13 protein-coding genes are annotated in these 13365 nt (G+C 68.5%); 5 read left to right on the top strand and 8 right to left on the bottom strand.

Annotated features, from left to right (window positions below; all coding sequences use genetic code 11):
* The first annotated feature begins 42 nt into the window (after positions 1–42).
* The 3 genes from ROP_RS06710 to ROP_RS06700 all read left to right on the top strand — a co-directional run bounded on the left by ROP_RS06710 (position 43) and on the right by ROP_RS06700 (position 2468).
* The gene (locus ROP_RS06710; RefSeq protein WP_012688575.1) at positions 43–510 is read left to right on the top strand and encodes an NfeD family protein; all 468 of its coding nucleotides are present in this window, start codon (positions 43–45) and stop codon (positions 508–510) included.
* On the top strand, positions 507–1379 hold the full coding sequence (locus tag ROP_RS06705; RefSeq protein WP_012688574.1) for a slipin family protein: 873 nt from the start codon (positions 507–509) through the stop codon (positions 1377–1379). The genes ROP_RS06710 and ROP_RS06705 overlap by 4 nt, the downstream gene beginning before the upstream one ends.
* 132 nt (positions 1380–1511) lie before the next feature.
* Entirely contained in the window at positions 1512–2468 is a 957-nt protein-coding gene (locus tag ROP_RS06700; RefSeq protein ID WP_012688573.1) for a phosphodiesterase, read from the top strand.
* On the opposite strand, the gene ROP_RS06695 is transcribed toward ROP_RS06700, so the two are convergent.
* Positions 2438–2791 carry a helix-turn-helix domain-containing protein gene (locus ROP_RS06695; protein WP_043824330.1) on the bottom strand — a complete coding sequence of 118 codons (354 nt, stop codon included), beginning with the start codon at positions 2789–2791 and terminating at the stop codon, positions 2438–2440. The genes ROP_RS06700 and ROP_RS06695 overlap by 31 nt on opposite strands.
* 57 nt (positions 2792–2848) lie before the next feature.
* On the opposite strand from ROP_RS06695, the gene ppk2 reads away from it, so the two are divergent.
* On the top strand, positions 2849–3793 hold the full coding sequence (gene ppk2 / locus ROP_RS06690; RefSeq protein ID WP_012688571.1) for a polyphosphate kinase 2: 945 nt from the start codon (positions 2849–2851) through the stop codon (positions 3791–3793).
* Here the strand turns inward: ppk2 and ROP_RS06685 are convergent, their stop codons facing one another.
* The 4 genes from ROP_RS06685 to ROP_RS06670 form a co-directional block, all read right to left on the bottom strand.
* A complete protein-coding gene (locus ROP_RS06685; protein ID WP_012688570.1) occupies positions 3794–5290 on the bottom strand; it encodes a stealth family protein in 1497 nt (498 codons plus the stop codon).
* Positions 5291–5455: 165 nt separating this feature from the next.
* A complete protein-coding gene (locus ROP_RS06680) occupies positions 5456–5887 on the bottom strand; it encodes a hypothetical protein (protein ID WP_012688569.1) in 432 nt (143 codons plus the stop codon).
* Between the two features lie 44 nt (positions 5888–5931).
* Positions 5932–6348, bottom strand: a complete 417-nt coding sequence (locus tag ROP_RS06675; protein ID WP_043824326.1) for an acyl-CoA thioesterase — start codon at positions 6346–6348, stop codon at positions 5932–5934.
* Positions 6349–6392: 44 nt separating this feature from the next.
* Positions 6393–9608, bottom strand: a complete 3216-nt coding sequence (locus ROP_RS06670) for a DEAD/DEAH box helicase (protein ID WP_043824323.1) — start codon at positions 9606–9608, stop codon at positions 6393–6395.
* A gap of 146 nt (positions 9609–9754) precedes the next feature.
* Here ROP_RS06670 and mddA point away from each other — a divergent pair, with 146 nt between their 5' ends.
* Positions 9755–10537 carry a methanethiol S-methyltransferase gene (gene mddA, locus ROP_RS06665; RefSeq protein WP_012688566.1) on the top strand — a complete coding sequence of 261 codons (783 nt, stop codon included), beginning with the start codon at positions 9755–9757 and terminating at the stop codon, positions 10535–10537.
* Position 10538: 1 nt separating this feature from the next.
* Here mddA and ROP_RS06660 read toward each other — a convergent pair whose 3' ends face one another.
* The 3 genes from ROP_RS06660 to ROP_RS06650 form a co-directional block, all read right to left on the bottom strand.
* On the bottom strand, positions 10539–11267 hold the full coding sequence (locus tag ROP_RS06660) for an SDR family oxidoreductase (RefSeq protein WP_043826300.1): 729 nt from the start codon (positions 11265–11267) through the stop codon (positions 10539–10541).
* A gap of 19 nt (positions 11268–11286) precedes the next feature.
* Positions 11287–11763 carry a hypothetical protein gene (locus ROP_RS06655; RefSeq protein ID WP_012688564.1) on the bottom strand — a complete coding sequence of 159 codons (477 nt, stop codon included), beginning with the start codon at positions 11761–11763 and terminating at the stop codon, positions 11287–11289.
* A 79-nt stretch (positions 11764–11842) separates the two neighbouring features.
* Entirely contained in the window at positions 11843–13354 is a 1512-nt protein-coding gene (locus tag ROP_RS06650) for an ATP-dependent DNA ligase (protein ID WP_012688563.1), read from the bottom strand.
* Positions 13355–13365 lie beyond the last annotated feature (11 nt).

Below are 13365 nucleotides of genomic sequence, written 5' to 3'. Positions count from 1 at the left end.
TGCGACCGGGTCCTCGCGAAGCGTGATCGTGGGTGATGCGAGATGACCGCGTTGGGCGTACTGGCGCTGGTGCTGGGTGTGCTGTTGATCGTCGTCGAGGCACACGCACCGACCGCGGGTGTGCTCGGCGGGCTCGGGGCACTTTTCGTCGGCGCCGGGGTGTGGCTGCTGTTCACGTCCAGCGACACCGCACAGATGATCGCCATCCCGGCGGCCGCGGGAGTCGCAGTGGTCGGTGTCGGCCTCGCCGTGGTGGGCGGCCGAAAGGCACTCGCCGCCGGGCACTCACCGGTGCGCACCGGAATGCAATCCCTCATCGGATCCGACGCCACCGTCCGCAACTGGAAGGGCCGGCAGGGTCAGGTCGAGGCCGCCGGAAGCCTGTGGAGGGCGCAAACCCTGTTCGGGGACGACGAGACGCCGACCGCGGGCGATTCCGTCATCGTCGAGCAGATCCGCGGACTCACCCTCACCGTGCGCCGACGCGAACCTTGGGAGCTCGAGCTATGACCACCATCATCGTCATCCTGTGCGTCGTCATCACCCTCCTTGCCGTCGTCGCGAGCAGCTCGATCCGGGTGCTCCGGGAGTACGAGCGGGCCGTCGTGTTCCGGCTGGGCCGGCTCGTCGACCTGAAGGGCCCGGGGCTGGTGCTGCTGATCCCGGCGATCGACCGGATGGAACGGGTCAGCCTGCGGACGGTGACGCTAAAGATCCCCGTCCAGGAAGTGATCACCCATGACAACGTGCCGGCCAAGGTCACCGCCGTCGCCTACTTCCGGGTGGTCGACGCAGACAAGGCCATCGTCGAGGTCGAGGACTTCTTCGCCGCCACCCTGCAGATCGCCCAGACCACCCTGCGCTCGATCCTCGGCAAGGCCGACCTCGACGCCCTCCTCGGCGAGCGGGAACGCCTCAACGAAGACCTGCAGAAGGTCATCGACCAGCAGACCGAGCCGTGGGGCGTGAAGGTCACCACCGTCGAGATCAAGGACGTCGAGATCCCCACCAACATGCAGCGGGCCATCGCCCGGCAGGCCGAGGCCGAACGCGAGCGCCGTGCCAAGATCATCAACGCCGAGGCCGAGTTCCAGGCGTCCGCGAAACTCGTCGAGGCCGCCGACGTCATCAGCCGCAACCCCACCACCCTGCAGCTGCGCTACCTGCAGACCCTCAGCGCCATGGGCAACGAGAACAGCTCCACGGTCGTCTTCCCGATGCCGCTCGACCTGGTCCGCCCGTTCCTCGCGGCGGCCAAGGACGCGGCGGCGTCGGACGACGGCGACGAGCGCGCCCGCTTCGAGGCCCAAGCCAACCTCGCCGCGATGATCCCGCCCGCCGGCCCGGAGACGCGCACACCGCACCACGCACGAAACTGATGCCCCACCGTTCACCGTCCGGCCACCGCGCGTGCCCCGGGCAGTGACCCGAGTGCGCTTGGCTAGGGTGAACGAACAGTGGCGTCCACCCGGGCACCTGCCCCCGTCGGGGCGAGCGGAAGCGAGAGACCGATGAGCGGCACCGAGGCAGCCGACATACGGACGGCCGAGTATCCGCGACCGTCGCACGTGGTGCTGCACCTCAGCGACACCCATCTGGTCGACGACGACCTGCTGTACGGGGCCGTCGACAGCGAGGCCACCCTGCGGCAGATCGTCACCGAGATCGAGGCGTCGCACGCCCGCCCGGACGCACTTGTGTTCACTGGCGACCTCACAGACCGCGGTCAGCCGGGCGCATACGAGAAACTGCGGGAGATCGTCGAACCGGTGGCCGCGACGCTCGGTGCGCAGGTGATCTGGGCGATGGGCAACCACGACGACCGCGGCCACTTCCGGGCCGAACTGCTCGGGCAGGAACCGACGTATGAGCCGGTCGACCACGTCCACGACGTCGACGGGCTGCGCATCATCACCCTCGACACGACCGTCCCCGGGCACCACCACGGGGAGATCTCCGAGAGCCAATTGATCTGGCTGGCACAGCAGCTCGCGATCCCGGCACCCCACGGATCCATCCTCGCGCTGCACCACCCGCCGGTGCCGTGCGTCCTCGACCTCGCGGTGCTGGTGGAACTGCGCGACCAGCCGCGCCTCGCCGACGTGCTCCGCGGCAGCGACGTCCGGTCGATCCTCGCCGGACACCTGCACTACTCGACGACGGCGACATTCGCGGGGATCCCCGTTTCCGTCGCGTCCGCCACCTGCTACACCCAGGACCTCAACGTCCCGGCCGGGGCGCTGCGCGGACGCGACGGCGCCCAGGGCTACAACCTCGTGCACGTGTACCCGGAGACGGTGGTGCATTCGGTGGTCCCGATCGGCAGCTACGACACCGTCGGCGAATACGTCACCGCCGAGGAAACCGCGCGGCGGCTCGTGGCCGAGGGCGTGCGGATTCCGGACGGCGAGGCCGCGGTCGCACCGGCCGACCGTGATCAGCTCGTGCGCGGAAACTTCTCCCGGTAGGCCATGACGTCGGAGAGCCGGAACCGGCGGTGGGTGCCCCGCATCTCGATCGGCAGCGCGTTCGAGTCGGCGAGCCGGCGCACATAGGTGTCGGAGACGCCGAGGATCTCCGCGGCCTGCGACGTGGTCAGCAGATCCGCGACCGCCCCGAGCGCCACGCTCTGACCGTCCGCGAGGAGCGTGAGCAGTTCGAGCACGGCGTCGCGCGCGGGATCGGGCAGCACCGTTCCGTCGAGGGTGACCAGCGGTGACCCGTCGAGGGCGGCCGCGAGTTCGGCCGCAACCTTCGAGTCGAGCGCGGAAACGATGTGGTCGATGCTCATGCAGTCCACGATCTCATGAGACCGGACGGCGCAGCGTCGGGGCGGTAACCTTTGGGAATGGACGAGTTGCACGATCCCACTGCCTTCGAACTCGCGCGTGCCGACCAGATCGACGTGACACCGGAGATCGACGAGATCGGTGAATTGCTGCGCAAGTCCGGCCGCAAACACGCCATCGACGACACCGACCAGCCGTGGCGGCACGGGTACCCGTACGACGCGAAGATGACGCGGCGGCAGTACGAGAACCGCAAGCGGAAACTGCAGATCGAGTTGCTCAAGTTCCAGGCGTGGGTGAAGGAGAACGGCGAGAAGGTCGTCATCATCTTCGAGGGCCGGGACGCGGCCGGCAAGGGTGGCGCGATCAAGCGGTTCACCGAACACCTCAACCCTCGTGGCGCGCGGGTGGTGGCGCTGGAGAAGCCCACCGAACGCGAACGCACCCAGTGGTACTTCCAGCGGTACGTCCAGCACCTGCCCGCGGGCGGGGAGATCGTGATGATGGACCGCTCCTGGTACAACAGGGCCGGTGTCGAACGCGTCATGGGCTACTGCACCCCAAACGAGTACCTGGAGTTCACCCGGTCGGCGCCGGAGTTCGAGCGGATGCTCGTGCAGTCGGGCATCCACATCATCAAGTTCTGGTTCTCGGTGGGCCGGGAGGAACAGCACGCCCGGTTCGTCTCCCGCAGCACCGACCCCGTCAAACAGTGGAAGCTGTCGCCCACCGACCTCGCGAGCCTCGACAAGTGGGACGCCTACACCGAGGCCAAAGAGGCGATGCTCTTCTACACCGACACCCCGCAGGCGCCGTGGACGGTCGTGAAATCGAACGACAAGAAGCGCGCCCGGATCGAGGCGATCCGCTGGGTGCTCCACAAATTCGACTACACCGGCAAGGACCCGCGGGTGGTCGGCACCCCCGACCCGCTCCTCATCGGTTCTCCCGCAACGGTCTACGACGAGGGCGAGCGCCCGGAAGACGCGTTTCCCGCCGTCTGATCAGATCCCGGTCTCCCACGGTGCCGGGATCGGGAAGTAGTTCTCCAGGAACTGCGTCACCTTCCGGGTCCGCAACTCCAGGTCGATCTCGGGTGCGCTGCCGTCGTTGAGACAGAAGAAGTCCATCGACCGCTTCGCGAGCAGCGAATCCATGTCGCGTAGCCCCGACCTCATGGTGGTGTCGACGTACTTCACCCGCGCCGCCGTCTGCACCACCGCGCGGCCACTCATCAACGCGTAGTAGTGATACAGCGAGTTGGTCACCGAGATGTTGGAGCTGGCACGGAAAGTGCTTGCGGCCGTGGCGGCGAACTCGTCGGGGAACTCCTTCTCCATCTCCTCCATCACGCTCTTGCGGAGCGGGGTGGCGGCGTGTTCGAGGTGGCGGGTGGTCATCAGACCGAACCGGTCCTGCAGCAGCCGGCGGTTGACGCGGGCCGCGTTCTCGAAGCCGCTGCGCTCGTCGTCGTTGTGGCCCAGCCCGATTCGCGTGGTCGCCTCGATGAACATCGTGATGCCGCCGGGGGAGAAGAACATCTGCGGGCCCACCGCGCGGCCGAAGAACATGTCGTCGTTGGAGTACAGGAAATGCTCCGCCAGACCGGGGATGTGGTGCAGCTGGCATTCCACGGCCTGCGAGTTGTGGGTTGGCAGCACCGACGGGTCGGCGAAGAACTCCTCGCTCTGCACGAACGTGACCCGCGGGTCGTCGGCGAGCCATGCCGGACGGTCGGAATCGGTGGCCACGAAGATGCGCCGGATCCACGGCGCATACATGTGCACCGACCGCAGCGCGTACTTCAGTTCGTCGATCTGCCGGTACCGGGCGGCGGAATCGTCACCCTCCCCGACGACGTAGTTCTGCATCCGCTTCGCGCGCTGCGCCTGGAATTCCGCGGACGACCCATCGACCCAGGAGAACACCAGGTCGACGTCGAAATTGATGTCCGACGCGTGGTCGGCGAACATGTTCTCGATGGTGGGCCACACCCGCCCGAACCGCTCGACGGTGCCGCGGACCGCCTCCTCCGACCGCACCACACGCCGGGTCAGCGAGTTCTCCATCGGCAGCACGATCTCGTCGTCGCTGATCGACCACAGCTCGATCTGCACGCCCGTCGACGCCCCGTAACTCAGACCACTCGCCAGGTGCACCCGCGGCCGGAACAGGCGGAAGATGCGGGCCTTCGACGTCGCCGACAGGGTGCCGTCGGAGATCAGGACCGCCGGACCCTTGGCGTCGACGGTCTTGGAGTAGAACGGGCGGTCCTCGCACGCGGCGACGAGAGCGGCCCGCAACGCCTTGCGCTGCGCCCAGTTGATCGCGATCACCGGGCGTTCGTCGTTGCCCCGCACCAGCAGGTACTCGATGCCCGCCGCGTCGAGGACGTCGCGGACGAACAGCAGGTCCTCGACCATCGCCTCGTGCGGCGTCGTATGTGTGATCGAAAGGGCGAACCGGCCCTTGAACCGGACGACGTCGGGGCGGTCCCGCAACCGCGACGACGCGGCGGCGGAGGCGTGCGCGACAGCGTCGGCGGTCTCCTGCTCCGGGGGTACGAAGTAGACGTCATGCGGAGCGGAGGATTGAGTGATGTCGGGCCTTTCCGGTGATGGTCGCGAGTGCGAACAGTGCCAGTGTAGGCCCCGTTTCCGGTGAGCTCAGTCCAGGACCGTGAAGAACGAGTCGCCATCCTCCGCCGACCCGTCGATCTGGCCGCGGTCGGTGCGCGAGTCCTCCACGATGACACCCTCGACCACGTGCGCATGCTTGGTGCCGAACACCGGAATGTCGATCTCCTCGTCGTCGATGACCCGGTCGACGTCCTCGGTCAACTCGTCGTCGGGCAGATCCGCCAACGACACCTCAGCCTGCTCCTCCAGCGGGGTGTCGGGCTCCTCCTCCGACAGCTTCTCGTCCAGCGACTCGCCCTCGCGCTCCTCGCGCAACGTGGTACCGAACTTGTCGGCCTCACTCCACCCGTCGGGCGGATCGACGACGTCATCGCCGTCGTTGTTCCGCACGTCGTCGGAGTCCAGGCTCTCGCTGGGACTCAGCGTGTCACCGGGCCCGTCTTCGATACTCATAACCATCAAATGCCCAGATCAGGCGTCGTTGAAACTTCGATCGATCGAGGTCAGGCGACGGCCGGAGTGCTCCGCAACGCCTCGAGCGCCGCGATCTGCGCCGGCGACCACGGCGCCGAGTTCACCCGGCTCGAATCGAGGTGCACGAGTACGACGGTCAGCTCCGCGGCCTGCACACCGTCCTGGTGGATGGTGATCAGGAAGGTCAGCGAGGTGCTGCCGATCCGGTCCAGGGTGACGACGATGTCCGCGTCGCCGGTGAACAGTTCGCGCCCGAAGTTGCTGACGACGTTCACCACGGCGGTCTGCGTGACCGGGTCGAGCAGGTCGCCGCACGCCTCGACGAGCGCCCGCTTCCACGCCGCACCCGCCGCCTCGTGCGCGCAGTAGAACGGCACATGGCGGCTCACGGACGCCGGCGCGTCCGGCGTGGCGTTGTTCCGCAGGGCAATCGTGTAACGAGGCATGGATCGGACATTACCCAGACGCCGACACACCGGCTTGCTCGGGACTACTCGAACAACCCGCGGAGGTCGTCGGCGTCGAGGCTGGAGCTGAGCAGGGTGTCGGCGTCCATCACACTGGAGAACAGCGCCGACTTCTTCGCCTTCAGCGCCATCACCTTGTCTTCGATCGTGTCTTTCGCGATCAGCCGGTACACCATCACGTTGCGGGTCTGCCCGATCCGATGCGCGCGGTCGACGGCCTGCGCCTCGGTGGCCGGGTTCCACCACGGGTCGAGGATGAAGCAGTAATCGGCCTCCGTGAGGTTCAGCCCGAAGCCGCCGGCCTTGAGGCTGATCAGGAAGACCGGGGCGTCGCCCTCCTTGAAATCGCGGAGCACATCGCCGCGGCGCCGGGTGGCGCCGTCGAGGTAGGCGTGCGCGATTCCCGCGTCGTCCAGCCGGTCGCGGACCTTCCCGAGGAATCCGGTGAACTGGCTGAACACCAGCGCCCGGTGACCGCCGGCGACGACGTCGGCGAGCTGCTCGAGCAGGGCGTCGACCTTGGCGGACGGGACGTCGTGGTACTCGTCGTCGACGAGTCCGGCGTCGAGGCTCAGCTGCCGCAGCAGGGTGAGCGACTGCAGGATGGTGAAGCGGTTCTTGTCGACGTCGGCGAGCAGGCCGAGGATTTTCTGCCGCTCACGCTGCAGGTGAGTGTCGTAGACCTTGCGGTGCTTCGGGTGCAGCTCGACGTCGAGTACCTGCTCCTGCTTGGCCGGAAGGTCCTTCACCACTTGCTCTTTGGTGCGGCGCAGCATCAGCGGTTTGACGCGGCGGCGCAGCTGCGCGAGAAGTTCGGCGTCGCCTTGCTTCTCGATCGGCTTGCGGTAGTAGTCGGTGAACCGGGCCGGATTCGGGAACAGTCCCGGGGCGGTGATCGACAGCAGCGACCACAGCTCCATGAGATTGTTCTCCATCGGCGTGCCGGTGATCGCCAGCTTGAACGGCGTCTCGAGCCGGCGGACGCACTGGTAGATCTTGGACTGATGGTTCTTGGTGAACTGCGCCTCGTCGAGGATCAACCCCGACCACGTGCACTCCGCGTACGCCTCGAACTCGAGGCGGAACAGGGTGTAAGAGGTGACGACGATGTCGGTGCCCTGCACCAGGTCGCCGAGCGGAACCTTGCGGCGTTTCAGGGTGTCCGCGATCGCGACGACAGTCGCGCCCGGAGCGAAGCGGGCCGATTCGGACTCCCAGTTCGACACCACACTGGTGGGGGCGACGATGAGGAACGGCGGCGCGGCCGGGTTCGACTGCCGCGCATGGCAGATCAGGGCGAGCGCCTGCAGCGTCTTGCCGAGTCCCATGTCGTCGGCGAGGATGCCGCCGAGCCCGTGCCCCCACAGGAACGCCAGCCAGCGGAACCCCTCCAGCTGGTAGGGGCGCAGCTGGGCGTCGAGCGTGCCCGGGGCGTCCACGGGTTCGACGGTGCTCGGTGTCAGCAGGCCGTCGACCTGCTGCCGCCACGCCGTTGCCTGACGTTCGACGGTGCCGAGCGCCGCGAACTCGTCCCACAGGCTCGCCTGGAACCGGCTGAGCCGCAGCGTCCCGTCGGAGCGGTCGCGCAGGGCCCGCGCCTCGTCGATCAGTTTCCGCAGCGTGTGGAGTTCGGGCTTGTCGAGGGAGAAGTAGGCGCCGTCGGGAAGCAGCAGTTCGGTCTTTCCCGCGGCCAGTGCGGAGAAGATCTGGTCGAACGGAACGTCCCGGCCCTCCACGGTGAGGGTGACGCCGAGGTCGAACCAGTCGGTGCCGCCCTCGGACGCGGTGGTGGAGACTGCGATGGCCAGGGAATCACCGGCCTCCCGGTAGTCGGCCGGTTCGCCCACGACATCGACCGACACGTCGGACTTGCCGCCCAGCAGGGGCAGGACTTCGGTGGTGAACCGCATCGTGTCGAGTCCGCGCAGCGCCGTCGACTCCGGCCCGCTCGAACCCAAACCGTATCTGTCCCAGGTGATGTCGAGCTCGTCGAGCAGTGCCTGTTCGCGGGCGGCGTCCCGGTACTCGTCGTCGGGTGTGCGGGCCGAGAGCGGCGCGCGGTGCTCGTCGTCCCCGACGGTGTAGAGCCATTCCCAGTCGACGGTGACCTGGTGGTCGGGCAGATACGACGCCCGCATCACGAGCGTCGGCTCGGAGATCGCGGGTGGGACGAACGAGCCGTCCGAGGAGATGATCGTGGCCAGGTTACGCAGCTTCGGCAGGAAGTCCGTCAGGAACCGGGACTCCTCGGCGGCGGGCACCTCAATGGGCGTGCGGCGGCGCACCAGATCCTGCAACGGGGCGGGCACGGGGGAGTCGAGCCGCGCGAGGTGAATGCGCTCGCCGGCGTCGACGTAGAACAGGCCGTGAGCCCGGAGGCCGATGAAGCCGACGGTCGCTGCGTGGACGGGTTCGCCGTCGACGCGGAGCACCGGTCGCACGACAAGCGCGTCGGTGGCGCCGTCGCGGGTGGCGTCGAGGCAGACGTCCGCCGAGCGGAACGGGGCGAGTGCGCCGAGGCGCTTGGAGGAGTGGAGAAGCTCGATACCCACCCGGGCGGCCTCGTCGAGCAGCGACCACAGCTGGCGGCTGGGAAAAACCCCGAGGTCGAGATCGGTGTGGTTCTGGCGGCGATAGTTCAGACCCCCGCCGGACAGCAAATGGATCTCGTGCAGCACGCGGATCTGCTCGGCGGGATGCTGATAGTGGCTGCCCAACTTGTTCCACGCCAGCCCGCCGGCGATCCAGCCCTTCGAACCCGGCTGCACGGGTCGTACCAGCAGTTGCGGTGCCGAGTTTCCGGCCGACGCCGAGACCCGGAACTGGATGGCGAGCGGCGAACACCGTCCGGAATCACCGAATGGATCGGTCGGCTCGAGCAGGGAGCCGAGTGAGCGTTCCCAGGTGGGGGCGACCGCCGCCTCGGCCTCGGACTTCGCCAGTCTCATGGCCGTGATCAGCAGGGCGGCGACGTGCTTGCAGTTCATCCCGACCGGGCACGTGCAGAGCCCGTACCGATATACGATGCGGCCCGGGACCGACGCGAGGAACGCCGACGTGGAATACGGCTCCGGCGCGGTGCCCGCCACTGCGCCCCACAACTCCTTGGTGCCCGGATCCCACGCCATGTCCACGACCGCATGGTCCAGGGCGTACCCCTCGCCGCGGTTGTACGTGGTGGTGCCGAGGACCGACTTGATCGACGCCACGTCGATGTCACGGAACTCCCCAGGCAGCATGCCCACAGGGTAGTGGGCCGCCCCGACACGATTCGCGGGGCGATCGGGGTGCGGACAATCGCACCCCAGGGTTACTGGTCGCGCCCCTCGCCCGGTCGGAGACTTCGGTGGGTCGGGGGACGAACACTGCGATCGGAGAGAACACCATGGCCGAGATGGTCGAAGCACAGCAGGCGCACCGCCCCCACGCGGTCGCCCGCAGCCTGATGACGGCGTACGGAACGGTCGTCTACCTCGCGTTCCTGGTCGTGTTCGTGTACGCGATCGGATGGGTCGAGGGGCTCGTGGTGCCCCACACGATCAACGACGGACCCGATGCCCCCGTTGCGGTCGCCGTGGTCGTCGACGTGGTGCTGCTGACGATCTTCGCCATGCAGCATTCGGTGATGGCCAGGCCCTGGTTCAAGAAACGCTGGACCAGGATCGTCCCGGAGCCGATGGAGCGGTCCACCTACGTCTTGTTCGCGACGGCCGCGCTGGCGTTGCTGATGTGGCAATGGCGTACGCTGCCCGACCAGATCTGGGACGTGGAGACGAACTGGGTCCGCGTCGCCCTGTATGTCGTCTCGCTCGGCGGATACGCCCTCGTGCTGGCCGCGACGTTCGCGATCGACCACTTCGATCTGTTCGGCCTGCGCCAGGTTCTCCGCAACCAGAGCGGGAAGTCGGCTCTGCCCAGCCACTTTCGGACACCCATGCTGTACCGGGTGATCCGGCACCCGCTGTATGCCGGTTTCATCATCGCGTTCTGGGTGGCACCGACGATGACCTGGGGGAGGCTGCTGTTCGCCGTCGGGACCACCGGCTTCATCCTGGTCGCGGTGCGCTTCGAGGAGCACGACCTGGTCGACACGTTCGGCGACGACTACCGCACCTACCGCACGCGGGTGCCGATGCTCGTCCCGCGGGTCGGCTCGCGGGCGCGGTAGCTCACAGACCGCCGGCGACGGCGATGGTCGTGGCCGTGACATAGGACGCCTGGTGGGACAGTGCCCACAGCACCGCCTCGGCGATCTCCTCCGGCTGCGCGACCCGGCCGAGTGGCACCCTGCCTGCCACTCGGTCGGGCCGTCCCGGGTCGCCTGCCGCGGCGTGAATGTCGGTGGCCGTCGTACCCGGAGCGACGCCGACCACCCGGATGTTCGCGCTCGCCAGTTCCCGCCCGAGTCCCGTCGTGACACTGTCGACGGCGGCCTTCGACGCCGCATATCCGACGTACTCGCCCGGTGCGCCGGTTCCTGCCGCGACCGAACTGAGGTTGACGATGACGCCGGGACGCCCCTCCCGGACCCATTGCTCGGCCGCGGCGCGGGCGTAGTTCAGGACACCGAAGACGTTGACGTCGAACACCTCCCGCAGCGCCGCGTCCGGAGTGGTGAGGAACGTGCCGAGCGGGCCGGTGGTCCCCGCGTTGTTGACCACCGCGGTCAGTTGCCCGCGCTCGTCGGCCGCGCCCACCACGGCGGCGGCCAGTGCGGCATCGCGCACATCGGCCCGCACCGCGGTGGCGCGGATACCGCAGTGGTGCACCAGGTGCTCGGCGGCCTCCTCGTCGTGCTGGAACGTGAACGTCACCTGGTAGCCGCGCTGGACCGCGAGACGCACCACCGCGGCGCCGATGCCGCGCGATCCACCGGTGACGAGGATGTGTTCGGACACCATACGAGCGTAGCCCCGCTCAGCGGTTCGGCCGCCCGAACGTGATGCTCGGCGCCGTCACGGTGATCGACGCGATGCGGATCGCCAGCCCGGGAGGCGCCGGCGGTTCGGCATCGATGATCGTGGGGTGACGGTCGACCTCGTCGGGTGACGGCCGGGCCGGTGCGAACACACTCCGCGCGACGTTGATCGGGGTCCGGGCGATCGCGTCGGCCGACTGCTGGATCTGTTCGAGCGTGCGGACCATCGTGTCGACATTCTCGGACTGCCGGGTGGTGCTCACCGCCTCGACCACCGGCCGCATCGTCCGCAGCAGGTACACGACCTCCTCCAGAAGTTCCTCGGTGAGCCGGAGGATGTGGAACGACGTCTTCGCCACCTCGATCGGCACGGTGACGGTACACACGGCGATGCGGACGGGCCGCTCGGCGGCGGCGGTGGCCTTCTCGACGGTGCGTGTGACCAGGGACGGCACCAAGCGGGACACGAATGTCACTGGTCGACCCCCTCGCGGCACGGCGACTTGTTCTGCCGGGGAGGCTACCGCCCCGGCGCGCGCCACGCAGGACGAGCACTCACCCCGGCAGCAGGGACCTGACGGCGTCGATGGTGTCGGCGTCGGCGGCCGTCTTGTCGGGACGGTAGCGCAGGACCCGCGCGAATCGCAGCGCGAGCCCGCCGGGGTAACGCGTGCTCACCTGGACGCCGTCGAGTTCGATCTCCACGACGAGGTCGGGGTGCAGGTACACGGTGTGGTCGTCGCGGGCGCGTTCGTGGCGCGGGAATTCGTCCGTCTGCCACTGCAGCAGCGCGTCGGTGAGCCCCTTGAACGTCTTGCCCACCATGATCGGTGCGCCGCCGTCGGGGTCGCGCGCGCCGAGGTGCAGGTTGGACAGGTAGCCGGTGCGACGCCCGTACCCCCATTCGGCGCCGAGCACCACCAGGTCGAGGGTGTGCTCGGGTTTCACCTTCTGCCAGGCGCGGCCGCGCCGTCCCGCCGCGTACGGCGCGGTGAGCGACTTGACCATCACGCCCTCGTGCCCGGCGGCGAGTGCGTCGTCGAAATGGGTCGCGGCCCCCTCGCTGTCGGGACGGATCAGCCCGGGGATGCGGTGTTGCGGGGCAACGCGTTCCAGCGCCTTCAGCCGCTCCTCCAGCGGTGAGTCGAGAAGGTCGACGCCGTCGAGGTGCAGGCAGTCGAAGAAGTAGGGGTGCAGCAGCAGGTCGCGGGCGGACTCGGCACCGAAGCGGCTCATCGTCTCCTGGAACGGCCGGGGGCGGCCACTGTCGGTGAGCGCCAGCGTCTCCCCGTCGAACACCGCCGACGTGCACGGCAGCCGGGCGACGAGTGCGACGAGTTCGGGCACGCTGCCGGTGATCTCACGCAGAGTGCGAGTGAAGATGCGTACCTCGTCGCCGTTGCGGTGCACCTGGATCCGCGCGCCGTCGAGTTTGTATTCGACGCTGACGTCGCCGCCGAGTTCGGACCACGCGTCGGCGAGCGATTCGGCAGGGGAGGCCAGCATCGGCCGGACCGGACGGCCCACCTCCAGCCGGAACGCAGTGAGGGCATCGACGCCGCCGTCGAACGCGGCGACCGCGGTTGCGGGCAGGCGTCCCGACAGCATGAACGCCCGGCGCACCGGCTCGATCGGAAGGTCGGCGGCCGCCGCGATCGCATCGGTCATCACCCCCTCGAGCGCGCCCTGGCGGAGGTCGCCGGTGAGCAGTCGCAGCAGGAAGTCCCGCTCGTCGGCGGTGGTGCGGGCGAACAGGTCCGCGAGCAGTTCGCGACGGCGTGCGGCCGATCCGGAGCCGGACACCTCGGCGACGGCGGAGATGGTCCCGTCGACCTCGGACACGGTGACGGCTGCGACGTCGGCGGGAGTGGCGGGAATGTCCGCGACTGTCCGCCAGCCGATTCCGATCCGGCCCTGCCGCAGCTCCCCGGACAGCCACGCCACCACCGGTTCCACCTCGGCCTGCTCGAGTCGGGTGAGCGCCTCGCGCAGCGTCGCGACCTTCACCTTGCGCGAGCGGGTGGCCCCCACGTCCCGGGACGTCGCGACGATCTGCGAGAACAGCACACCCCGACGGT

Origin of the sequence: Rhodococcus opacus B4 (assembly GCF_000010805.1) — a bacterium.
Lineage (GTDB): Bacteria > Actinomycetota > Actinomycetes > Mycobacteriales > Mycobacteriaceae > Rhodococcus_F > Rhodococcus_F opacus_C.
The sequence above is the reverse complement of the archived record's forward strand: the minus strand, read 5'-3'. Positions and strand labels throughout refer to the sequence as shown.